Origin of the sequence: Providencia sp. 2023EL-00965 (assembly GCF_033550225.1) — a bacterium.
Lineage (GTDB): Bacteria > Pseudomonadota > Gammaproteobacteria > Enterobacterales > Enterobacteriaceae > Providencia > Providencia manganoxydans.
Genome location: NZ_JAWUEH010000012.1, coordinates 153,197 through 178,625 on the forward strand (window position 1 = coordinate 153,197; position 25,429 = coordinate 178,625).

Genomic DNA, 25,429 nt, shown 5'->3' on the forward strand with positions numbered 1-25,429 from the left:
AGGTGGTCAGACCTATACTCTAGTAACTGGTCTGATTTGTCATAAAGGCAAGCGACCCTACAATTCTGCGCTTCTTGCGATAGAAGTCGCCTAATATAAATAATAAACAAGAGGGTTTTGGTCATGAGCCAGAAAAACCTATTTACTCGATCAGCTTTGGCAATAGCAGTGGCAATGATTTCATCTAACGCTGGAGCCGCTGGTTTTTTGCTTAATGAATATTCCACATCTGCGCTAGGACGTGCATTTTCTGGGGCAGGTGCAATCGGCGATAACGCAAGTGAAGGTAGTCGTAACCCAGCAGCGATGATGTTATTTGATCGTCCTGCTCTTTCAGTTGGTGCGGTGTATATTGATCCGAGCGTTGATATTAAAGGCCGTGGAGCCTCCCCACTCGGTAGTAATTTAAATGCGAATGATATCGCACCTAGTGCGGTAGTACCTAATGCTCACTTTATTTTCCCTATTAATGATAAATGGGCAGTGGGTACCTCAATGACGACAAACTTTGGGCTCGCAACTGATTTCAACAAAAACTATGCCGCAGGCCCTATCGGCGGTAAAACTGACCTAAAAACCGTGAATTTAAACTTAAGTGGTGCTTACCGCTTAAATGATAACTTTAGTTTTGGTTTAGGTGTTGATGCTGTTTATGCAGATGCAGAAATTACACGTCATGCGGGGGATTTGAGTATAATCAGCCCATTGCCCATGTCGCCTAGTACCACTATGGCAAAATTAACGGGTGACGATTGGGGCTATGGCTGGAACGCAGGGATCCTCTATGAATTAAACCCTGATAACCGCTTTAGTTTGACTTATCGTTCAAAGGTTAAGGTCAAATTTGAAGATGGTAAATACTCAAACGATTTACCAAACATGCCTCTACCAGGTGGTCTTGTGGGAACTGGTGGTGAGAAAATCAAAGGGAAACTTGATCTGAACTTACCTGATATTTGGGAGTTCTCTGGTTACCATAAAGTTGCACCAAAGTGGGCATTACACTATAGCGTTGCCTACACGGGATGGAGTGAATTTAAAGATCTTACCGCATACCGCAGTAGTGATAATCAACAATTATTCCATAAAGCAGAAAACTTTAAAGATGCATGGCGCTTTGCTTTGGGTACCACCTACTTCTATGACGATAATTGGACATTCCGTACCGGTATTGCCTACGATGAAAGCCCTGTACCAACTAAATATCGCTCAATTTCTATCCCTGACCAAGATCGCTACTGGTTAAGTGCGGGTACAACCTATGCATTTAATGAAAACGCCTCCGTTGACCTTGGTATCTCTTATATGTATGGCAAGAAAGTGAATATCTCCGAAAAACTCAGCGAGAGCGCAGCTGTGCCACTGCCAGCCTACGAGTTTAAATCTGAAGGTTCGGCTTGGCTGTATGGCGTAAACTTCAACTATACATTTTAATTGATATGAACCTCATAAATAACAGGGGCATCCCCCCTGTTATTATTTCTCCCAAATACAAACAAACCTTTTTCTATCTGTAAAACTTCATTTTTAAGTTATAAATCACTGGCATTAACCTGATTTTCTACATTGAAAGCACATTATCATCATCAAGGTAGCAAAATATCCTACCTACTACTACGTAAAAAGCCTTGAAAACGCAGTTCTCGCCTGAGTTGCACTTGACATCTGCCCAGATAAATCTATAAATTAAATTATGGCTGGCTTGTAAATTAACTGTTAAAGTCCCTACACCACGCCTACCACTGTAAAACTATTTCAATTTGTTTTTAAACACCCATTTCGTTGTAAATAGTTTTGCAATTCTTTTTCATAACATCACAACACCCTGCATGTTCTTGTCATAACGCTATGTACAATAAGTTTATTGTTTAGCGCAACATGGCAGCATAGATGTATGGGCAAAACACATTAACGTTAAGCCATCATTAATACGCCGAGCGTTAATCATAAAGAGGCAGATATGAGCACATAGGAGAAAAGTATGGGAACTTTATTTACCGTTGGTTTTATTGGTGTATTAGGCGTCATCGCACTAGTAGATGCAATAACTTCTCGAGGAAACCGAGGCAATGAATAACATCTTTATCACTCTCTAATGTCTGATGACAAAAGAGAGTGATAACGTTAATCGCATAGACTAATCAATAGAATCTAAATCACCTTCGATTGCCGATGCATTAGGATTCACCGTCGCTTTTAATTCCCCACCACTCGATAAGAAATCATTACGTTGGAAATAGGCTTCTCTCATTAACAAATACGGATCTGAAGAGTTCTTCAATAAACCATCAGAATCGAGTAATTGTGAACGGGTTTCAATACCTTCAAGCGCCCATTTACCCGCTGACATCCAGAACGTCAAATAACTTAACATCGGATATAGATCATCGACTAAGTTACCCCCCTCTTCACGTACCGTAAAGCTACCGTAGCCCGGTAACACAACATATGGGCCATAGCCAACATCATAGTAACCTAGAGTATTACCAAAACGTTTAGGTTCTTCTTTCGCTAACTGAGGGTTTGCCATTGAAGCTACGTCGATAAGCCCCCCCACTCCGAAAACGGTATTGAGGAAAAAGCGATTAAAATGTTTAAAACCTTGGCTGACTTCGCCTCGTAGGAAGCTATTCAGCATACTGGCTGGTTCTTCAAGGTTAACAAAAAAGTTGGTTAAACCATTACGTGCAGGCATCGGTACATAATCACGCCAAGCCACTGCAACAGGCCTTAAAACGTACGGGTCTAACACATTGTAGTTAAAATTGAACATCGCTCGGTTAAAACCTTCAAGCGGATCCGAACGTTCCTGAGTTTCAGGGTTTATTGAACTCGAACATCCAACAAGCAAAACTCCCGCAAGAAGAACGCCACTCATGCGAAACTTCATAATACTCTCCATCCCCTGCACCACCAGCCATGGCACTTTTCTACGAATTATAAGCTAATATGTTTATATTAAAAGCAAACAGATATAATTGTTAATCAATTTGAGTGCTAAGAACAACTAAGCAACCATAATGTTAACTATACCTTATTTATGGCATCCATTATTATAAGAAATGTGATTAAACAGGTAAGAATCACTTTTTATCGGGCAAGAAACACAAAAATGTAGAAGATTCATAGTGATAATGCACACTATTTTAAGTATTACTATGATTTACATGTATAATTCTCATTTATCCAATTATCACATACAACTTATTTATCTAACCAGTCAATCAAAACTTCACTTGAGCAAAAAAACAACTAAAAGCTCTTTTTGCAGCTTTTGATAAAAGAAATTCCACGTAACAACTTGATTCAACAGGAAGTCAGAAGTAGAATGCCAACCACTGCGACATTAGCGGTAAAGTCCCCTTAGTTAAATGGATATAACGAGCCCCTCCTAAGGGCTAGTTGTAGGTTCGATTCCTGCAGGGGACGCCAAGACCAAGTTACCGACAGTTACCAATCATTACCAAATAACCCGTTAAATCAGCATCTTCGCCAAATCAATAGTTATCACACATAACCTAACATTACTTGACTGCACCATAAAAATGCGGGCATATATGCGGGCACTAATAAATAATCAATATAAAGATGCCCACATTCCGACAATGTAAACAAATATCAGTGACAAAAACAAAAATCATACAACTAAATGCAATCGATACATTTCTAAATGGTACGAGCAGAGAGAAATAATTCAGAATAAGTCGATAAGATATGCATTTCCCTTTTCTCCCTATCCATCTTATTCCTCTATACCATCAAAGCTGTGCCAACATTTCCTGCGTAATCAGTACCACTCCACCCTCTGAACAATAAAAACGCTGTTCATCCTCTTCTTTATTTTCGCCTACCACCAATCCACTTGGCACATGGCAACCTTTATCAATAATGCAACGTTTTAAGCGGCAAGCACGCCCTACACGTACCTTAGGGAGTAACACTGAAGAATCAATTTGGCAAAAAGCATCAATATTTGTTTCTTGAAAAATAACTGAGTTAGTAATCATTGAATCCGCAATTATACAACCAGAGTTAATTAGCGAGTTAATGACCATACCTTGTGTTCCTGAACTACCTTGAATAAATTTAGCGGGGGGTAGCGGGTACATTGCTGTACGAATTGACCAATTATGGTCATACATATCTAGTTCAGGTGCAGCAGACACTAAATCAATATTCGCATTCCAATAAGAGTCGATAGTGCCGACATCACGCCAATATGGCTGAATTTTTTCATTAAAATTAGATGTGACACATGAACGAGCAAATGGATGTGCCCATGCTACCCCTTGTGCGACGACCTTTGGGATGAGATCTTTACCAAAATCATGATGAGTTTCTATAAGAATGTTTTCTTCTTTCAGTAATTGATATAGGTATTGCGCATCAAAAACATAAATTCCCATACTGGCTAATGAAGTATCAGGTTTGCTAGGCAGCGATGGTGGGTTTTCTGGTTTTTCGATAAATTGGATAATACGTTCGTTTTCATCGATATCCATAATTCCAAAGCCAGAAGCTTCATTTTGTGGTACTTCAATACAAGCCACCGTGCATTTACTGCCTTTTTCGACATGGTCGAGCAACATTTGCGAGTAATCCATCTTATAGATATGATCCCCCGCTAAAATCAAAATATATTTTGCTTGATAATGCCTAATGATATCTAAATTTTGAAAAATGGCATCAGCAGTACCTTGGTACCATCCATCATTTCCTTGCTTTTGCTCCGCCGGCAAAATATCAATAAACTCATTGGCTTTATCATTCATAAATGACCAACTCCGTTGAATATGTTGGATCAATGAATGCGAGTAGTACTGCGTTAAAACACCTACGCGGCAAATACCTGAATTGATGCAATTTGATAATGTAAAATCAATAATTCTAAATTTCCCACCAAAAAATAATGATGGCTTAGGTTGCTTATTCGTCAGCGCTTTTAAGCGTGTTCCTCGCCCCCCAGCAAGGATCAACGCCACCGTTTTATTTGGTAGCTGTTTTGCTAACATTAGACGTTGCACAGTGTTTGGTTGTGATTGAGTCAATAACCTCTCAGGCATATAACCTCCTCAAAAAGCTTAATGAGTAAAATTATTATTAGTCAACACATCAATATTTCTTGGATTACTTTGGTATTTTTCAATCATTTCACTAAAACAGAGAAAAGGCTCACTGTTCACCCAATCACCTGTGGGTAGTGTTATATGCTGGATTTGCTCTGTTAAATTAATAATTATTAACCACTTACCAGATAATAATATTTGTAACGGCAATGTTTCATGCCATTGCCATTGTTCAGGTGTTAATGGCTCTCCATGTTGATTGAGCCAAACCACATCAGCGGCATTCTTTTCACTAGAAAAATTTCCTGTCCACCATTCACCTTCGGTTAGAGCGGTTATCTTATGCCTTAAAGCTGTCAACCGACTTGTAAATTGGATCAACTCTTCGTCTCTTGTTTGCCAATTAATCCAACTTACAGGAGAATCCTGACAATAAGCATTGTTATTTCCTTGTTGGCTATTTCCTTGTTCATCACCAGCTAGCAACATCGGTGTTCCCAGTGATAACATCAAAAAGGTCAATAAATGCCGTTGGCTTTGAGATCTTTTTTGTAATATTTGAGGATCGTCAGTTATCCCTTCAAAACCGTGGTTATTACTGTGATTACTATTACTACCATCAGTATTGCTTTCTCCATTAGCTTGATTATGTTTATGATTGAAGCTCACAACATCTTGAAGAGTAAAACCATCATGAGAAGTAATTTTATTGATAGAGACATAAGGTAAGCGCTGGCTCTGTTGATAGATGTCACTAGAGCCTGCGAAGCGGCTCGCAAATGTACCTAAAGAGACACCTTTATTTAAGGTAAATTGACGGATATCATCACGAAAACGGTCATTCCATTCCGCAAATGGAGTCGGAAAGTTACCTAATTGATAACCGCCAGTCCCAACATCCCATGGTTCGGCAATGAGTTTTAATTTGGATAAAACAGGATCTTGAGTAATTGCTCTTAATAATGGGGAATTTGAGGAAAATTCAGGCGTTCTACCGAGTACTGTTGCTAGATCAAAACGAAAACCATCAACATGACACTCATTTGCCCAAAAATGTAGGCAATCTATCACCCACTGTTTCACCATTGGATGAGATAAATTCAGTGTATTTCCACACCCCGTCCAATTATGATAATCACCATTATCTTGCAACCAATAATAAGTACTGTTATCAATACCTCTAAATGACAATGTGGGGCCTAAAAGATCTAATTCGGCGGTATGATTGAAGACAATATCTAAAATAACTTCAATGCCTGCACGATGTAAGGCTTTTACCATGTCTCGAAATTCGTTTAGCGGTGAGGTATTAGCTCGACCAGACCAATATGTCGGTTCAATCGCAAATGGCGCTAACGTGTTATAACCCCAATAATTGGTTAAGTTTAATTTTTGCAAACGAGGCTCATCAAGGTGAAATTGTATGGGCAGTAATTCAATAGCAGTAATACCCAGTTGTTTTAAATAGCTAATCATTACTGGATGAGCAATAGCCGCATAGCTACCTCGGATCTCTTGTGGAATATCAGGGTGTAATTGAGTCAAGCCACGTACATGCGCTTCATAAATGATCGTCTGTGACCACGGCGTATTTAGTAATTCATCATCCCCCCAATCATAATTGTCTTGTGTAACAATCGATTTAGGCGCAATGCTTCCATTATCAATTACATCTCTACTATCTATCCCATCAATAAATAGATGTGCATCTTGTACTTTACTACTCACAGCTCGACTGTAGGGGTCAATCAGTAGTTTATTAGGGTTAAAACGCAAACCTTGTTCTGGCTGCCAAGGGCCATGCACTCGATAACCATAATGAAGACCAGCTGTAGCACCCAATAAATAGCCATGCCAGATATGGTTATCATCACGTATTAAGTCATAACGAATTTCTTCACCCTGTTGGCTAAATAAGCATAACTCTACTCTTTCAGCTTTTTCGCTATAAAGTGCAAAATTGACGCCATTTTTATCGGCCACACAGCCTAATGGCGTTGAATGCCCCGCGCTTAATTTAAAGTTAACATTTGCCATTGTTCATCTTCCTTTTTGGTTGAAAAGGAGGAATACAACTATCATTGAATGAAATTTATTATGACAAGTAATAGGCTTTGTGTGAATATTTGCCATATCATCAATATCCCCTTTATGATTGTCGAATATCGTCCTAATTAATCATGATGTTATATCTCTTACTAGAATAATTAAGCCGCTGGCAACTCTGTTTTACTTGTTTGAGTTAAACTAGCACATAAATATCAGTACATCAGAGCAAAAATATTCTCATGAAAAACTTATCCTCAAATTATAAATCAGTAATGTATAAAAAAGATTATCAAAACGAACTAAAACTTTCTTTCAACTACTTCCATACTTATTCTAAAAAATTAAATAACCGTAATGCCTGTTAGGTTCGCTAAAGCTAACCTTGCATATTAATTTACAAGAGCTTTTCAGCATAAAGTGAGAAGTTTATAAGTTATTAAAACTTCATCCCAATTAGTCACCTTAAGTTATTACACCTTAAAAACCCCATTTGTGAGTTTAAAATTTCCATTTATTATCAATGCATTAGAAAAACAAATGTGATTAAACTACTACCATACTAATCACATCCACTTTACAGTTAATATTATAGTGTGTTTTTTTTGTTATTTAAAAATTCGAATATTTTTTACATTAAAAGTAAACTCAACATAAATAAACAGTAATCTACATTATAGATTTTAATTTTTCAGCAACCCATATTTTAGGTTACCGCTTTATTTTTACATAAATAGATAGTCATTTAAAAATGATCGCTTGGTAAGGGTTTAGCACAATATGTTCACTTTCAATATTTAAATCTTTAATATTACTCAAATATAGTTTATTTATATGACTATTAACCTTCTCATTTTTATCATTGAAATTACAATAAATATTTACCCATTGATCTTTTAATACTCTACGGTAGGCAATAACATTTTCTGGTGCCTCAAGCGCTATAAAAGTACCATGAATAAGAATGTCTCTGATCTCAGAATGTAATCTCAGAGAAATAAGCTGTTGATAGAATGAAAAAAGAGAATCTGCTTGCTGTTGCTGTTCTTGAGCATTAATGGTTGTGTAATTAGGATTGATTTTTAGCCACGGTGATGCAGAAGTGAACCCTGCGTGCAAGTCTGAATTCCATTGGAATGGCGTTCTTGCATTATCTCTACTACGTGCAGCAAAATAACTCATCATCTTCTGCTGATCATAATTATGTTGTAATCCCCATTCATATAATTTAAAAACATGTAAATCATCATGCTCATCTATCGACATGGCACAGTTAGTCATACCAATCTCTTGTCCTTGATAAATAAATGGCGTACCACGTTGCATCAACAAAAAAGTCGCCAACATTTTTGCTGCAACTAAAGATGATTCAGTGCCTTTTGGCAGAAATTTATTTAATGAACGTGGTTGATCATGATTTTCCAGATATGGAGCCCCCCAACCTACCCGTTGGGTATCAAGCTGACTTTTTATAAAAACTGGCTTTAACCGTTTTCCAGTAATTGGCTTTAATGTAAAAGGTGGTTGTTCATCAATATCAAGATTTGCAATGCTAAAATCAAATACCATCGAAAAATAGCCATGTTCTCCTACATAGTCATAGAGATCTTTTTCAGGAACATCAATTTCAGCAACAGTCATACAATTGGCGGGGCGAAAAGTATTATCTGCAAGTTGATTAAGAAATTTATCTATCCCAGGTTGATTGACAACCCAAGGGATCAGGGAGGCGGTACCATCTTCATGATCAGGTGCAAAATAATGAACTGAAAGTGCCTCTGGTGATTTTTTTAAATTACCAATCGCATCAATACGAAAACCCGCGACGCCTTTTTTTATCCACACATTAATCATATCAATAATTTCTTGACGTAATTGTGGGTTTTCCCAGTTAAGATCCGGCTGTTCTGGCCCAAAAGAATTAAAATACCAACGATGAGTGTTTGGAACATGCGTCCATACCGAGCAATCAAAATAGCTACGTAAATTGTTAGGTGGGGTCGATTTATCCCATTCTATAAATGTATAGTAATCGGCATATCGGCTATTTGGGTCGGCGAGTGCAGCTTTAAACCATGGATGCTCATCTGATGAATGATTGAGAACTAAATCGAGGAGTATTTTTATGCCACGCTTTTTTGCTTCCGCAATTAGCTTATCTAACGTCGCATTATCACCAAAAATAGGATCAACCGTTGAATAATCAGAAATATCATAACCATTATCTTTCATCGGTGATTTAAAAATAGGGCATAGCCAAATAACATTTACCCCAAGAGCTTGTATGTAATCTAATTTTTTTATGATCCCTGCTAGATCGCCTATTCCATCACCATTATCGTCACAAAAGCTTTTGGGATAAATTTGATAAACAACCGCTTCTTTCCACCATGCATCTGTCATACTCACCTCATCATTATGTCAATAATAAATCTGTGTTAGATACAGCATGTAACTTTGTTTTACCTATCCTTGTATATTAAAAACACAAAAATTTCACTAATACTAACGTAAAATTGACGGTAAGCTATCCATAAAAATGAACTCCCTTTGCAAGCAGCAATTGGCAACTACTTTACAAGCTATAGCATAATTATCTAAAGAGGTAACTCAATCACTTAACGACTATCACTTTCACTCATTATAATGTCATTAGCTGAGTCTTTTTGAATACATGATGGACTTTATGGCGATCTAACCTATTAATATTTAAATCGAATGCACTGATCATACATAATGAATGTTCCGAAAATTTATATCATAAGAAAGTATATCTAGTCGTCCATATTATATTAATTTGTTAAAATATTTGGACATTTTGATTAAGAAAACGCTTACCACTCTATAAATAAAATCAACATTCAATATAAACACCCCACATCTTTGCACATTTCTATCATATTAATGCCTAGCACATCTAGATCACTATTATTAAGTTCTACTGTATTAGAAAATAAACCCAAGCTATTTTATTTATTGATGACATATTAGGGAGAGATTCCACTATGTATATTTACTGTGTTCACAATAGTAGTGTATAACAAACACCCATAACTAAATGTATTTCAAAAAAAACGATAGTGTAACAAAATGAAAATATCAATCTTAAATTAAAAAAATAACAAATAAAATAAACTTAAAATATATGATAATCCCATCATCATTCCAAAAAAGAACTATTCACATATCTTGTTAATTTATAAAATTATAAAGTCAAATTTTTAAATATTTTGTCAAGTTTTATCATTAAATCAATAGACAAAATCTATTAAAAGAACTCTTATCCATTGACTGAAATGTGTTTACTTAAATAACGAGTGGGCTATATTTAATTCCAGTTTAACACGTAATATGTTAATCACTAGTTGTTTCTACTGTAAAAATATTAATTAGAATATATTAAACACTTGCACCATTAAAGGGTATTAATTAGAGCATGTTAAATATTTGTATCAGATAACATAAGCACTTCACTATAAATGAAGTGGGTTCGACGTTAATATTGATTAATTAAATTAAACATTAACGGTTACTGATAAAATATGGAATGGAGCCCATACAGCTATTATTAAAAGGAACAAGTCCCTAGTTAAACTACTTAATCTAATTATATTTAATAGAAACACAAAAAAACAAGTAAATATATATTTTAAATTTAGCTTTTCACATACTTAGGAAGATCATCATGAAATTAAATAAAATTGCTTTAATTGGTACATTTGCGGTTGCAGCTCTATCTTCTCAAGCATTCGCAGCGCAAGATGCTACTGTAAATTTTAACGCGCGCTTAGTAGCAGCAACATGTGATATCAGTGCTTCTAAATCTTTAGTAAATTTAGGTACTCACTCAATCGAAAAAATTACTGATATCAATAAAGCATTAGCAGAATCAAACTTCAACTTAGTATTAAATAAATGTACTAAAACTTATTCTGATGATACAACTGCAACAGAAGTTTCAATCCTAACAACTGGTGAAGCTTTAGCGGGTCACTCTGATATGTTTGCTGATGCTCAAGCATCACAAATTGGCGTTAAACTAAAAGCAGGTACAACTGAATTAACACCTAACGCAGAAACAACTATCAATAACCTGAAAATTTTAGGTGATAACGACTATATCGTTGAAGTTACAGCTGGTTTATATGCAACTTCTAAAGATGCTGTCGCTCAAAATTTAAATGTTCCAGTTACTTTTAGCGTTGCATACGACTAATAACTACTTTAGTTAATTAGCTAGTTGAGCAGGCAGTATCAATATACTGCCTGCTATAAAGGAAATAAAAAATGATAAAATTAAAATCCTTAATTTTTACCTTATTGACTCTTTCATTTACTACTCAAGCAGGCGTCGGCTTAAGCCAAACACGTATTATAATTGAAGAATCTACTAACTCAGCCTCTATTTCTGCGCGAAATGAAGATGATAAATCCTATTTAGTTGCCAATTTTGTTACACACAAATTAGACAGCAAAATAGCAACTGACGGTTTATTTGTAATTACACCTTCCATTTTCAAATTATCGCCGAAGCAACGTAATATTATTAAAATTAAAGCAATTACAAATAAATTTCCAAAAGATAGAGAGTCGATGTATTACTTTCACTCTCGTAATGTACCCGAATTAAATGAAAATGATGGAGTAAAGGTGGGCTTAGAAAATGTCATCAAAATTTTCTATCGTCCTAACAACTTACCGATGCAACAAGAGATTGCGTTTAAAGGTATCAAAATAGCAAGTACAACAAATGGTATCAAATTAGTTAATGACTCCCCCTACTATATTAATTTAGCAGGATTATTTGTTAACAATCAAAGCATCAAACTGAATAAACAAAATAATGTGTTAGCACCATACACTGAAGTTAGCTATCCGAATCAAATGAAGAGTGGAACAGTAAAATGGGCTGTTATCAACGATCTTGGAGGATATAATGAATACCATGGAATGGTTCAGTAAAATAATATTAACTCTAAGTATTATTATTTTTTCGAGCCAACTTACTGCACAAAATGGGCAAATACAGTTCAAAACCCGAATAACAAAAGGAACTTGTGAATTCGATGATAATAATGATTTAAATAAAATCATCGATTTTAATAAAATAGGTGTTCTTATTGCTTCTGACATCGATGGACAACCAATAAAAAAACCTATTTTCACTGAAAATTTTTCCTACACTATTGTCTGTGAAAACTTTCCTGTAAATACTGAGAAGAATATAAAAGTAAAATCAAAACCAGCTTCTTCAACACAATTTAGCAATGGTATATTTTACGGATTAACCGATACAACTAAAACAGGCTTTTTACTTGAGTCATGTGATAAAAAAAACCAAATCTGTAAAGAAATAAATGAAGCAGGTATTGCAAATTTTTCATCTACGACCAGTGATTCAGTAGAAATTAATTATCGAGTAAGTCTAGTAAAACGTGAAAATGGTGTAAAACCAGGTGATTCTAACGCCGCCGTGACCTTTGAATTTTATCAGGATTAGCTGCCATGAAAAAAATATCACAAGTATTAATCTCTTTATTAATGTTTTTCATGCATTTTCCGGCAATGGCCACTGATGACTATATGGTTAGATATGAGTTTTCTGTTTTATTTTTAGCAAAAACTTGTGATATTGATGTTCCATCTGAAATTTTGCTAGGTAATCAATCAGGTATCACCACTGTTACCGAAATAAAAAATGACAGCGTAAGCAAAAATCTTACTATTGGTTTGAAAAATTGTAATAACCAATCGCAAAGCGGAGCGCAAGTTTATCTGTCATCGGGAAATACATTGAATGGAACTAATAATTTTTTCAATGATGACCCGAATGGTGTCATTGGCGTTCAATTATTAGATGGTACCCGTATTATCGATATTAACAACAACCCTTTAGGTAAGCCTAGTGCCGCCTCTATTATTTGGGATAATATTGAAAATACAAGCGCAACAAAAAGTATCAATGCTAAATTACGTTGTGCAATAGATAATTGCGAGCCAAATGAAGGTGATTTCTCTGCAACATTAACTATCGGTTACTATGCCGATTAATAATACAGCGAAAACTTACATGAAAAAGATAGTTAAAGCCTTACTAGGAATTTTATTTGTAACTCAAAATTCAATTGCAGCAGTTTCACTGGATCATTCAAGAATAATATTTACCCAAGGTGATAAAAGTCAAAGTGTTAGTGCTTACAATTCAGCGAATAAAAAATACCTAATTCAAAGCTTAGTTTTTTCTAGTTTAGATGCTGAAAATGAACCAAGCTACAATTTTACGGTAATCCCCCCTATCGTAACATTGAAAGAAAATTCTCATAATGCATTAAAAATCCTTCCAAAAGGATTAAATGAGCTACCACAAGACAAAGAGTCGTTATTTTATTTGATGGTTAATTTTATACCTGAAATAAAACAAAAAGATAATAATGAAAATAATCAAATAAATACAAAATTCAATTTATCGACAAAAATAGTAATAAAAATGTTTTATCGTCCGAATGGTATTGACGGAAATGTAAAAGACTATATTAATAAACTAGCTGTTAAGCAATCTGGGAATAAAATTATTATTAATAACCCATCACCTTACCATTATACGTTTGTTAATATAAAAATGGACGGTAAACCCTATACGAGTGATAGAGCACCAATGGTCGCTCCTTTTTCTACAATAGAGATATCAATAGCAAAAAAAATATCGAAATTAGAATGGGGAATAATTAATGATTATGGCGGTGAAACATCACTAAAATCAGTAGTATTTGATGGGACTAAATAATGATGAGAAGTAAAATATTCGCTTTTTTTCTTTTATGCATTAGCTTCCCAATGACAGTATTAGCAAATTCACCAACTGGTTTTGACTTTCTTCTTAAAAGATACGTTTATAACGAGAGTGATACCGGTGGTATTAGTATCGATATGATAAATGGTAATGCTAGTGACTATTTAATGGAAGCTTGGATTGCAAATGTTGATGAAGAAACATTGCTGCCGAAAGAAAAAAAAGATACTGAAAGTGTTCCTTTTATTATCTTACCACCATTAAAAAACATGAAAGCAGGCTCTCAAGCCTCTTGGAATATACGACGTACTGGTATTCAAATTAATAATACTAATATGCCAAAAGACAGGGAAAGCCTTTTTTGGATCGGAATAAGGGGCGTTCCTAGTGAAGAAAAAACAAAAGTAGAAAACAGTGTGACATTAAATATCATTCCTAATTTCTACTTTAAATTACTCTATCGCCCTAAAGAAATTGAAAATTTAAAAACAGGTGACTTAGCCAAAAAAGTCAAGATCACCCGAAATAATAATGTAGTAAAAATAGAAAATCCGACACCTTTTTATTTAACTTTTGATTATTTAAAAGTCGCAGGAAATGAAATTAAAAACGGTGAAAGAGAAATTACATTAATACCTTTTTCAGCGAAGGAAGTTATGCTACCCAGCAACAAGGCTGGAAAAATTGAGTGGCGATTCACGGATGAATATTTGATGGAATTAAGTAAAGAGACATCAAATTAAATTCCAGTTGAAACATGATTAACTATAACGATAAATGGTGATGTTGTGAAAGGGATGAAACTTAAAATAATAGCATTAGAGGTTTTTGCATGTTGCTATGCAATGACCCCTGCTTTTACGCACGCCGAGTCTTATTTTGACCCCGGCCTGCTAATGCATGGTAGCGGCATTGATATCAATCAAATCGATCTAAGCGATTTTACAAAAAGTAATACTGTGACTCCAGGTAATTATGATGTCGCTGTTAACGTTAATATGATACATGCAGGGGAATTTAACATCCCGTTTACCAAAGATAAAAATGATAAAATCATTCCTAATTTTACCGTCGAACAATTGAAAAATTTCGGTGTTAATGTATCTGCGGTGCCTAAGTTAAGAAACTTAGCTGATAATGCTGAAATTACTAATTTATCTGATTATATCACTGACGCACTTGTTACCTTTGATGTGCAAACACTCACTGTCAATTTGTCTATTCCACAAATTGCCATGGTACCTAATTTTGCAGGCTATGTTCCGCCTGATGCTCGTGATGACGGTGTGACAGCCTTAATCATGAATTATGTACTTAACTATAGTAATAACCGCCAACTATCTAAATACCACCAAGAATCAAGTACCTCAGATTCAATTTTTACAAATATCAATGCAGGTATTAACTTTGGTGCATGGCGCCTCAGAACTAGCTATTTATACAACTACAGTAAAAATAGTGGTTCATCCAGTTTTAGTGATTCTGCTTTTTCAAATACCTATGTATACCGAACTATTAATGCCATTAAATCGACCCTGAGAGCAGGTGAAATTTCATCGGGCGGTACAATTTTTGATTCAATCCCGATGAAAGGGGCAAGTTTAAAATCAAACCCAAACTTGAACCCAAACAATATGCAGGGATATGCTCCTGTTGTTGAGGGCTTCGCAAACTCCAATGCAACGGTAACCGTACGCCAAAACGGTAGTGTTGTATACCAAACGTTCGTCGCACCGGGTCGATTTGTTATCCGCGATATTCCTGCTAGTGGTTTAGCTGGGGATATGGAAGTCACAATTGAAGAAGAAAATGGCAAACAAACCGTTTATACCCAAGCTTATTCATCATTACCAATGATGGAAAGGCAAGGAATGTATAACTATGAGCTTGTTGCTGGCCGTTATAACGGAGGGATTACAACGGACTCAAAAAGAAAAACTTTTACCCTAGGAACATTTAGTGTTGGTTTACCCTACAACATTACGACCTACGGTGGTTTGCTCGTGTCTAATGGATATAATTCTATCGTTGGAGGTGTGGGTCTTTCCTTAGGTGTATTAGGTGCTTTATCCACCGATATAACCCACTCGGATGCGAAATTTTCTGATCAACGCTTAAAAGGTCAATCTTACCGTATCCGGTATTCTAAAAGCTTACTTTCAACGGGAACGTCATTTGACTTAACTGCGCTACGTTATACTACAGAAAACTTTTATTCATTTTCTGACTACAACAATGCGGGATATGATATAAAAAATGGGTTAGCACCATGGACAGGTTCAAGACAACGTTATAGTTTCCAAACTTCGATCAGTCAGTCCTTTGGTTCTTATGGTTCTTTATCATTAAGAGCGGCAAAAAATACCTATTGGGGCGGGCAAAGCTCCAATACCTCTGTCGGTATGTCATACAATAATAATTACAAAGGCATATCTTATAGCTTAAGTTATATGGTTGACCGAGTAAAAAGCTACAACAACTCATGGCCTGAAAACCGTGTGGTTTCTTTAGATATTACAGTGCCCTTCAGCTTACTGACTAATAATGAAATGACTCAAACGATGAGCGCTCGTTACGGTATTAGCATTGATAACCACGGCGAAACACGAAATCAAGCGGGTTTGACAGGAAGTGCGTTAGAAAATAAATTCAGTTACGGATTGTACCAAAACTACAATAGTCAAGGAAGTAACTACGGTGGTAGCTTAAATGGTACATATTCAGCAGATAATTCAACGCTCTCAGCTGGTTACAGTTACTCTGACACAAACCGCACAATGAACGTAAGTATGAGTGGAGGAATGATCGCTCACTCTGATGGGATTTCATTGTCCCCGAATATTGGAGATACCGTCGCTATTATTACCGCTGATGGCGCTAAAGGCGCAGAGCTAACAATGGGTGCCAAGTTTGACCGCTTTGGTAATGCGATTATTCCACAATTAGCGAGCAATACAGCAAACCAAATTTCTGTCAACGTCAATACGTTACCAGATGATATTACTTTCAAAGATACATCCATGATGGTGTACCCAACTGAAGGTGCAATTATCAAACGTAACTTTAAAACCAAAATTGGCTACCAAGCCATCATTCATATTAGTACAGCAGGTAAAATACCACCATTTGGTGCCATTGCAACGCTTATTTCTGCCGATAAAGATGATGATATTAATACAGGTATTGTTGGTTCTAATAATCAGTTGTACATGAGTGGATTACCTAATTCCGGAAAACTAAACATTAAATGGGGTAATCAAGGTGATCAATGTTCAATTAGTTACACATCATTAGAAAGTATAGCGGTAACCGCTGATTCACCAGTTAGAACGCTAATAGCTGAATGTAAATAAAGAGCATTAAAGCCAAATGACGGATAAGAGAATCACCATGAAAAAAATAAAATCCTATTTTCCATTTTCATCCAATGTAGCATCAAGCTTGCTATTCACATTGCTATTTGCTGCACAATTTCCAGCACTAGCAGCAGATAAACTCACTGTTCGAGCTGGACAATCAGGCTATTTGGGAGAGTTATACCCTTCAGCAAAATCTGCTTTTTTGAGCTACCACCCTTCATGGCACTATTCAAGCACGTCTCCGCTGCAGGATCCTAACGTTAACTACCCGATGCTTCCACGCAATGCTGTTTACTTACAATTTTCAACACTAAGTGGCGGCTATATTAATTCCAACTTTCCAAAGTATGAAGGAGCCCCAGGTATTAGACTTATTAACGAAAATGATCCAAATAAAACTATTGTATTACTTCTAAATGGTACTGTATCTGCTTCATTTTATAATGCAAATTACTCATATGTCACAAAAAGAGCCGTTATTAAGCGTTCAAGAACAATAAGTGGTAATTTATATCAAACAGACTCTTTAGGCTGGAAGCTTGAAAATAATACATCTACAATTGAGAAATATTTCATTCCTGATTCACGGAATAGAACAGGAAATATTACAGCTGATATTAGCAGTTTTTCTGCTTATGCTAGCTCCGAATCAGGCGCTCCGACAACGATAACGAAAGGACGTTATAGACTGTCAACTGATGAACAATTACGGTTCGGCCGTAGTAACTTATATTCTATATATGGATGGGCATCAGCAGATACACAATTATTAAATGATAATACTCTAAGTATCGAAGCCTTAGATTCGTGTATTGTTAAACCGATGACTGCAACCAATATTGTATTTAACAATCAATTGGCTGGTTATAAAGTCAATCAACTATTGGAAACCCGCCCCGCCACACTGTCATTAGATTGTGTGACAACTGGCAAATTACTTATGGTGTTATCGGCTAATCAGCAATTGCATGGTCAAAATAGTACAGGAACAACATCAAGTACGAATCTTGCCGGAATGGCTTTGGATTCTTTGTCAGGAAATTCAGCTAACTCAACTGAGCGCCCTTATATTGTAACCACTAAGGTACCACCGGCATCAGATATCTGTCGAAATGGTCACAGTGATGCATTAGTTTACTATGACCGCATTAAACTAGAAGATATTACCACTACAAATTTACGCCAAAACTTATACTTTAATCTTTGCCAAAATGGGAATGTAAAAGCAGGTGCGTACCGTGGAAGTATTGATGTATCTTTTTATCTTGAATAAAAATTAAATTGATAAAAAACGTTAATGCTGTAAGTCATTAATGTCTTATTACACATATTATTGATATTTAATTAAACGCTGCCACTCACTATATGCTGCGAGTGGCAATCTATATTTAAAATAATAATAAGCACTGCTAAATACAAAATAAGTCACTCGCTCAGAGGCATGGGAGATACGATCAGCCCCTCTTAACGAAAAGCATTACGACTTGAAATATCACAATGATTACGCTTTAGGGTAATCGGTTTTATTTAATATCGTTGCATGCGCCCCCACAGGGAATAAACTAATGGAACTAAATCCCTGATCTTGATACCCCATAATTCCACCATCTGTTCTCATTTCATTAAGGTCAATCAAGATGATACCTAACGTTGGGATAATTTTTTCACGCCAGATAAATAAATACAGATTATTTGATATTTTAATGTAATGACAACGGTCAACATCCGCTAACCCCTTTTCAACACCATCCAAACAATGCCACGCATAGAATTGTTCATTCAGATAAACATGCTCATAACGCTCTTTAGGATTATAAGTATACATATTACGCATACCAATAAGCTCTGCGGTATAAGTCGGTGCTTGTCCTTGCTTATTATCAAGGGTTCCAAGTTGAATGCCGATTTTAACATCCGTTAATGGCAGATTTTGCTCAACCTTACTAAAGGCTGAAATACGAATATCAGTTTCCGTGGGTAAAGTGCCTTGAAGCAAGACACAGTTATTATCTTGCTCGTTAATAATAATAGTAATCCCTACACGCCAATCTTCAGGTGAAATAAAATTAACAAAATAAACCCCAGACCGAATAGAAGTAATCCTACAACCAACAATAGCATCTTTCCATTTAATTTGCTGATCAGCAGGAAAAGAGACTGCTATTTGTTGCATTGTATCTGCAAAATTTAATTGAAATGTCTTACCTGTTAATTTATTACTGACCTCTAAAATATAGCTATCCGGTGCAAAACCATCTGATAATGCCCCCACTTGGATAAATGTAGCTTCTTCAATCATAATAGCTCCTTAGGTAAAAGCGAGAGTAGGTAAATCGACAACTGTTGCACCACCATCAATAACCAGTGCTGCACCAGTAATAATCGAAGCATCCGCCGAACATAAAAACTTGCATGCTAAAGCAATTTCTTTTGCACTTGCTGGACGTTGTAATGGCACGTCACGGCAAACATATCGATAAGCCTCATCCAATGAAAACTGATGTTGTTCCATCAATGGCTGCATCTCTGCATCCGCCATTGGTGTTTTTACCCAGCCGGGACAAATTGCATTTGCTCTAACCCCTTGTCTTCCATAATCACGAGCAACAGAACGCATGAGTCCAATTAGTGCATGCTTTGCTGTAACATAACCACAAGCTTCAGGGCCAGCAGCTAAAGACGCTAATGAACCAATGAAAAGTACGTTGCCTTGACTCCGTATTAAAAAGGGTAAACATCCACGAATACTAGCAAATGCACTGTCTAGATTAGCGGATATGGCTTGCCGCCATTGTTGGTCGCTCATATCCTCAACCGTCCCTAGCCCCATTCCTCCTGCATTGCAGATTAATACATCAATTCTATCTGTGTACTGTTGAATCTGTGGCAAAATGTTCTCATCCCATGATGTTGCAGTAGAAACATCAGCGACAATGGCTATTGAGCCTGTTTCTTGAGCAATTTTTTGTAGGGGTTCTGCACGGCGCCCAATGATAAAAACTTTGTCACCTTGAAGAGTAAATAGCTGAGCACAAGCAGCACCGATTCCAGTACCACCACCTGTAATAACAACGGTTCTTGCTTCCATACCCTCTCCTATCGCGACTCATGCTTAATACAAAGTTAATTTTTACTTTAAACAATTCGAGATGTAGCTAGGAACAGAAAAATTATGCGACTAACTCACATCTGCGTAGTCACCATACCTTAGCGAAAAACCTTGTAATTCGAAGTATGACGGGTCTATTTGTTAATATAGAAACAAATTACCAAACCTGACTATCGCTCTAAGGAACGATATTCATAAAAATGCGATAGAAGTGGATAAATTAAGAGGGAGTAAGATAAATTTATCAGCCAGCCTTTTATTATCGTATCCTAAATAATTCTAGATATAGCTAGAAGCCTACTGAGGTGTTTGACTCGTGCGAGTGCGCGCAGCCAACACGGCTGCGGCACGGTGTGTGACGACTATAATTCACTGATAAATTTAGATAGTTAAATTTAAGGTAAGATTGCAAAAGAACGAACAGGGAAACCACTGGCATTGTTAGGTTTGGCGACCAAATTAAAAATCACAGCACCTCGGGTTGGTAATTTATCAAGATTAGCCATTAATTCAATCTGATATGTATCTTGTTCCAATACATAATATTCCCCCTGCAAAGCATTATTACGCCGAAAATCTTGGGCTGAATCGGTATCAAAAGTCTCATGGCCAATCGCTTTAATACCTCGTTCTTCAAATAAAAACGTCAATGCATCCATTCCCCAACCTGGAATTTGATTGTTGCCCTCTGTATCTTTATTATCCATTGCTTTCTGTGATGGCCAGCGATGGCTCCAATCGGTTCTCAACGCAACAAAAGTTCCGGCTTCAATTTGTCCATGTTGTTTTTCAAAATCAAGCACATCTTCTCGCGAAAAAGCAAAGTTTGGATCTTGTTTAGCGCGCTGTGATTGGTCAATGACGATCAAAGGTAAAACTAACTCTTTAAGCTCTAACTCGTGTAGATAACGTTTCCCTTGTACAAAATGGCATGGAGCATCAATATGCGTGCCATATTGACCGGGGAAAGTAAATTGCTGTGCAAAAAAACCATCTTTATAATCGAATAATGTCTGAAATTTCGCTGCTTCGAACATAAAAAAACGTGGTGAATCTTGATCAAAACTATGTGTTAAATCGACCCACTTTTTTGACTTTAATAAATTTAGGGCATTCAATAATTCATTAGACATAGATTTTCCCTTTTGCGATGTATTTGCTCAGTTATTATTTTTATACTTAAAATAATGAGATGTATAGCTAGACAACCGGTGAACTTCATCACCCAAAGCACGACTATCTGAAGTATAGCAATGCCTTTATTAATTAACTAAAAATAAACACTTTGTCCATCAATACAAGACGAATATTTTTCATATTACATCACTGTTATTTCCAACCATCTTAAAATAATAAAAAACCACCTAATAACATACTAGGTGGCCATAATTAACAATAAAAAGTAGACTAGGATTTTGTTAGTTACTTATTCCATACTTCAGGCTCAATAAAGCCATCATATATGCGTTGTGAACGAATATAATCCGCATATTCTTTTGACTCGAAAGCATCTTTTAAATCTTTTGCCCATTGAGAGTTCACATTATCTTGCATTACTGTCACAATAACACGATGCTCTAAAGGCGAGTCTTCAATCACTAATCCATCCGCAATACGCTGGCCTGCACTCGCAACATAGTTACCATTTACCACAACAAAATCAACATCATCTAATAAACGTAGACCTTGCGCAGCATCTGTTTCACGGATATCTAAATTATATTTAGCAGGCTCTATATCATTCACGCTAAAAGTTAATGTATTGGTATTAGGCTTTATTTTTATCCAACCTAATTGCTCTAAAATTCGAGCTCCACGCTCTGCGTTTACCGGATCATTAGATAATGCGACAATCATACCATCTTTTACTTCATTCAATGATTTATGTTTGTTAGAACGTAAACTTTGTGGTGCGCTTGGGGAATCCGCTAAGGCAACCATATTGATATTATTTTTCTTATTATACGCTTCCATATAAGCTCGGCTTTGATTTACTGAAGCGTCAATGGATCCCTCTTCAAATGCGGGGTTTATTTGCCTATTTTGTGAAAATTGTCGCAAGGTAACTTTATAACCTTTTTTTTCTAATATCGGAACGATTCCTTTTTCGACTTGATCAATATAATTACCAACGCCAAAGCCGATGGTTATTTCCTTCTTATTTGGGTTATTTTTCTCGTTATTATCATTACATGCAGCCAATGCAATCACTGCTGTGGCAACTAAAGCTAAATATTTTATTTTTTGTTTCAACATGATGTTACGACCCTGTGTAAATAATAGGGTCAGTATAATCATAATTATTTCATCTGATTTATAACATATCGCTATAACTTATTACTAATATTATATATAAAGCCATTTTAATAACATTTAGGAATATGGATATAGCGATTTGTTCGTTCGAATAATGGGTTTCTTGTTATGTAATGAATAAATAAGATAAAAATGTATATAAAGAGAATTGTAAGATGTCTATTCCAAATAATGATTTAATTAATGAACTCATTGAACTAACACCAGAGTCAAATTTAGCAATTACCAGAAATGAACGAGCAGCTGCGACTGACAATACTCAAGCCGCTTTTGATATTATTTTTTCCGTAGATTCTTCTCGTTTAACACCTGAAATAAAATATCACTTCGCGAGTATTGTGGCCGAGCAAACAGGTAGTGCAACACTGGCGTATTTTTATCAGCAATCTTTAGGTCAGCATCCCCTCAATTTAACTGATCCCGCCTTTAAAGCTGCCGAAAAATATTTACAAACACTGGTTAACCACCCCAAACAAACTGATTATCAGCTACTCAATGCTTTAACTCACCATGGGTGGATTGAAAGTGACATCATTTTACTCGCTCAATTAATTACCTTTGTTACTTACCAAGCTCGCTTGATAGAAGGATTGCGATTGCTACAACAGCATGAGCCATCACATATTCACACACCCTTGATTACTGCTGGGCAGTGGAATAATCACCCACAAACACATCAAGGAAAACCTTCTCCAACCGCATTCACCCAAGAACAACTTGGTTGGGAAGCATGGCTCAACGCTCGTGATCCTCAAACTCTTGATGCCGACGAAACACAAGTGATGAAAAAGTTTGGACAACTAAACTCTGAATATTTTTTATTGCTTGCTCATCAAAGCAAAATTCTGGAAATTCGTACCTTAATTGATCGCGGTGTTTTTTATACCGCCGGTGGCCTACCTCGCTGGGAGCGTGAATTTGCCGCAGCAGCAGCAAGTAAAGTTAATGGTTGTATTTACTGTGCTTCAGTTCATGCACGTAAAGCTAGTCAATATGCTAAAGATCGTCGTACTGATGTTGAAAAGTTATTAGCGACACCCGTTGGCTCAGCGCTTGCCGACGGTTTCGATGAGCGCCTAACCGCAATCACCGACCTAGCAACTGCGCTTTCTGCTACACCGATACAGGCTAACCATCAGCAAATTGTTTTATTGAGGAAATTGGGATTATCTGAACTCGAATTACTCGATCTCATTCAGTCTACTGCGTTTTTCTCTTGGGCAAACCGTTTGATGCTTTCTTTAGGTGAGCCATTTCAAATCGAAGAAAATAAGGAGTAAACCAATGACCTCGTATAATGGTTTAAAGGTTCTGGAAGAGCAAATTCATCGTGATTTGCAATACCTTAATTTACCGCTAACAAATTGGTCATTAACGCCAAATCATTCGCATCATCAATTGGATGTAGCGATCATTGGCGCTGGAATGTCAGGTATCACTGCCGCTTTTGCTCTTAAATTACAAGGAATTGGATCCGTTGTATTTGATCAAGCCGTTGCAGGAAGAGAAGGTCCATGGCAAACCCCTGCGTTAATGGAAACATTACGTTCACCAAAACATGTTGTTGGCCCCGCACTTGCCTCACCTTCACTGACGTTTCAAGCTTGGTTTAAGGCACAGTTCGGTGATGAACAGTGGGATTTACTAGATAAAATTCCACGCCTGCAATGGGGCGAATATCTTCAATGGTTCAAAAAAATGACCGCCCCTTATGTACTGAATCAGTATCAATTAATTGATACTGAATTAAGTGCACAGGGTTACATACTTACGTTTAAGACGCCAGACGGAGAGCAACGCTATCAAGCACAACATGTGATCCTTGCCACAGGTATGGAGTCATTCAGTGAACCTAATATTCCTGCATTTATGGATACTATTCCTAATCATTATTGGGAACATTCTTACGCAGGGAGTGATTATAGCCGTTTCAATGGATTAGATATTGCTGTAGTTGGCTACAGCGCTGGTGCAATGGATAGCTCAGCTACTGCATTAGAACACGGTGCTCGCTCGGTTGAATTACTGATCCGAGCGAAAGATATGCCAAGAGTTAATCGCGGTAAAGTTGCTGGAAACCCTGGGTTTACCCAAGCCTATAGTCAATTTACTGACGCTCAAAAATGGCATTACAGCGACTATGTTGTTAAAGCCAAGACTCCAGCACCGCATGGCAGCACGCTGAGAGTATCTCGCCATGATAATGCTTATTTTAATTTCGATACTCAAATCAAGCAGATCACAGTAAAAAATAATAAACTGCATATTGATACAACCACTGGCGAGTATATTGCTGATTATCTGATCTTAGCCACTGGCTACCGCTTAAACTGGCAGAAACATACTGCATTTAGCAAAGTTACCCCTTTTATTCGTACATGGGGAGAAGTTTATCGTCCTCCTAGCGATGAAGAGAACAGTGAATTTGCTTTATATCCTTATTTAGGTGCTAACTTTGAGTTTCTGCCAAAAGAAAATTGTCATCTATCTGAATTAAGTAATCTGTATTGCTTTAATTTAGCGGCATCACTCAGCATGGGCCCGATTATTGGTTTAATCCCTAATACCAATACTGGCGCACTAAAACTTGCAGAGCATATTGCTGCTAAGCTTTATCTTGCTCATCAACAACAACACTTGCAACAGGTGAAAGACAGTACTGAAGCTGAGCTACTAGGAGATGAGTGGCAACCAGCACTCCCTTATCGCTTACGGATCACCCAAGCGGATAGTGTGGAGTAAT

Annotated in this window: 19 protein-coding genes and 1 tRNA gene; 12 read left to right on the top strand and 8 right to left on the bottom strand. The window is 36.6% G+C overall.

Translation table 11 applies throughout. The features are described from left to right. The first annotated feature begins 123 nt into the window (after positions 1 to 123). On the top strand, positions 124 to 1,434 hold the full coding sequence (gene fadL / locus SC428_RS15665) for a long-chain fatty acid transporter FadL (protein WP_140187297.1): 1,311 nt from the start codon (positions 124 to 126) through the stop codon (positions 1,432 to 1,434). A 703-nt stretch (positions 1,435 to 2,137) separates the two neighbouring features. Here the strand turns inward: fadL and mlaA are convergent. Further along, the gene (gene mlaA, locus SC428_RS15670; protein WP_070929162.1) at positions 2,138 to 2,890 is read right to left on the bottom strand and encodes a phospholipid-binding lipoprotein MlaA; all 753 of its coding nucleotides are present in this window, start codon (positions 2,888 to 2,890) and stop codon (positions 2,138 to 2,140) included. Positions 2,891 to 3,357: 467 nt separating this feature from the next. On the opposite strand from mlaA, the gene SC428_RS15675 reads away from it, so the two are divergent. Continuing rightward, a tRNA-Arg gene (locus SC428_RS15675) sits at positions 3,358 to 3,432 on the top strand. A 326-nt stretch (positions 3,433 to 3,758) separates the two neighbouring features. Here SC428_RS15675 and glgC read toward each other — a convergent pair. The 3 genes from glgC to SC428_RS15690 form a co-directional block, all read right to left on the bottom strand. Continuing rightward, the gene (glgC, locus tag SC428_RS15680) at positions 3,759 to 5,063 is read right to left on the bottom strand and encodes a glucose-1-phosphate adenylyltransferase (protein WP_318708674.1); all 1,305 of its coding nucleotides are present in this window, start codon (positions 5,061 to 5,063) and stop codon (positions 3,759 to 3,761) included. Positions 5,064 to 5,081: 18 nt separating this feature from the next. After that, a complete protein-coding gene (gene glgX, locus SC428_RS15685) occupies positions 5,082 to 7,103 on the bottom strand; it encodes a glycogen debranching protein GlgX (RefSeq protein ID WP_318708676.1) in 2,022 nt (673 codons plus the stop codon). Positions 7,104 to 7,853: 750 nt separating this feature from the next. Further along, positions 7,854 to 9,515 (bottom strand): alpha-glucosidase, encoded by a 1,662-nt coding sequence (locus SC428_RS15690; RefSeq protein ID WP_070929095.1) that lies wholly within the window; start codon positions 9,513 to 9,515, stop codon positions 7,854 to 7,856. Between the two features lie 1,282 nt (positions 9,516 to 10,797). Here SC428_RS15690 and SC428_RS15695 point away from each other — a divergent pair. From SC428_RS15695 to SC428_RS15730, 8 genes are all read left to right on the top strand, one after another. Next, a complete protein-coding gene (locus SC428_RS15695) occupies positions 10,798 to 11,328 on the top strand; it encodes a fimbrial protein (RefSeq protein WP_070929094.1) in 531 nt (176 codons plus the stop codon). 71 nt (positions 11,329 to 11,399) lie between these two features. Then, positions 11,400 to 12,074: a molecular chaperone gene (locus tag SC428_RS15700; RefSeq protein ID WP_070929093.1), complete on the top strand. Its 675-nt coding sequence runs from the start codon at positions 11,400 to 11,402 to the stop codon at positions 12,072 to 12,074. Next, entirely contained in the window at positions 12,049 to 12,612 is a 564-nt protein-coding gene (locus SC428_RS15705) for a fimbrial protein (RefSeq protein ID WP_070929092.1), read from the top strand. The genes SC428_RS15700 and SC428_RS15705 overlap by 26 nt, the downstream gene beginning before the upstream one ends. A 5-nt stretch (positions 12,613 to 12,617) precedes the next feature. Beyond that, entirely contained in the window at positions 12,618 to 13,163 is a 546-nt protein-coding gene (locus tag SC428_RS15710) for a fimbrial protein (RefSeq protein WP_070929091.1), read from the top strand. 19 nt (positions 13,164 to 13,182) lie between these two features. Further along, positions 13,183 to 13,896 (top strand): molecular chaperone, encoded by a 714-nt coding sequence (locus tag SC428_RS15715; protein ID WP_180355083.1) that lies wholly within the window; start codon positions 13,183 to 13,185, stop codon positions 13,894 to 13,896. Next, positions 13,896 to 14,645: a molecular chaperone gene (locus tag SC428_RS15720; protein ID WP_283126482.1), complete on the top strand. Its 750-nt coding sequence runs from the start codon at positions 13,896 to 13,898 to the stop codon at positions 14,643 to 14,645. Before SC428_RS15715 ends, SC428_RS15720 begins: the two co-directional genes overlap by 1 nt. A gap of 54 nt (positions 14,646 to 14,699) precedes the next feature. After that, positions 14,700 to 17,255: a fimbria/pilus outer membrane usher protein gene (locus SC428_RS15725; RefSeq protein ID WP_318708709.1), complete on the top strand. Its 2,556-nt coding sequence runs from the start codon at positions 14,700 to 14,702 to the stop codon at positions 17,253 to 17,255. A 37-nt stretch (positions 17,256 to 17,292) separates the two neighbouring features. Continuing rightward, positions 17,293 to 18,534: a hypothetical protein gene (locus SC428_RS15730; protein WP_318708686.1), complete on the top strand. Its 1,242-nt coding sequence runs from the start codon at positions 17,293 to 17,295 to the stop codon at positions 18,532 to 18,534. Positions 18,535 to 18,762: 228 nt separating this feature from the next. Here the strand turns inward: SC428_RS15730 and SC428_RS15735 are convergent, their stop codons facing one another. From SC428_RS15735 to SC428_RS15750, 4 genes are all read right to left on the bottom strand, one after another. Next, positions 18,763 to 19,560 carry a MoaF C-terminal domain-containing protein gene (locus tag SC428_RS15735; RefSeq protein ID WP_070929087.1) on the bottom strand — a complete coding sequence of 266 codons (798 nt, stop codon included), beginning with the start codon at positions 19,558 to 19,560 and terminating at the stop codon, positions 18,763 to 18,765. Between the two features lie 9 nt (positions 19,561 to 19,569). Next, positions 19,570 to 20,349: an SDR family NAD(P)-dependent oxidoreductase gene (locus SC428_RS15740; RefSeq protein WP_070929086.1), complete on the bottom strand. Its 780-nt coding sequence runs from the start codon at positions 20,347 to 20,349 to the stop codon at positions 19,570 to 19,572. A 416-nt stretch (positions 20,350 to 20,765) separates the two neighbouring features. Further along, positions 20,766 to 21,503: a cyclase family protein gene (locus SC428_RS15745; RefSeq protein ID WP_318708689.1), complete on the bottom strand. Its 738-nt coding sequence runs from the start codon at positions 21,501 to 21,503 to the stop codon at positions 20,766 to 20,768. Positions 21,504 to 21,792: 289 nt separating this feature from the next. Further along, positions 21,793 to 22,626, bottom strand: coding sequence for a MetQ/NlpA family ABC transporter substrate-binding protein (locus SC428_RS15750; RefSeq protein WP_233445746.1), 834 nt, complete (start codon positions 22,624 to 22,626; stop codon positions 21,793 to 21,795). A gap of 215 nt (positions 22,627 to 22,841) precedes the next feature. Here SC428_RS15750 and SC428_RS15755 point away from each other — a divergent pair, with 215 nt between their 5' ends. Both SC428_RS15755 and SC428_RS15760 read left to right on the top strand, forming a co-directional pair. Beyond that, entirely contained in the window at positions 22,842 to 23,966 is a 1,125-nt protein-coding gene (locus SC428_RS15755) for an alkylhydroperoxidase domain protein (protein WP_140183128.1), read from the top strand. 4 nt (positions 23,967 to 23,970) lie between these two features. Beyond that, a complete protein-coding gene (locus SC428_RS15760) occupies positions 23,971 to 25,428 on the top strand; it encodes an NAD(P)/FAD-dependent oxidoreductase (RefSeq protein WP_318708694.1) in 1,458 nt (485 codons plus the stop codon). Position 25,429: the final 1 nt, after the last annotated feature.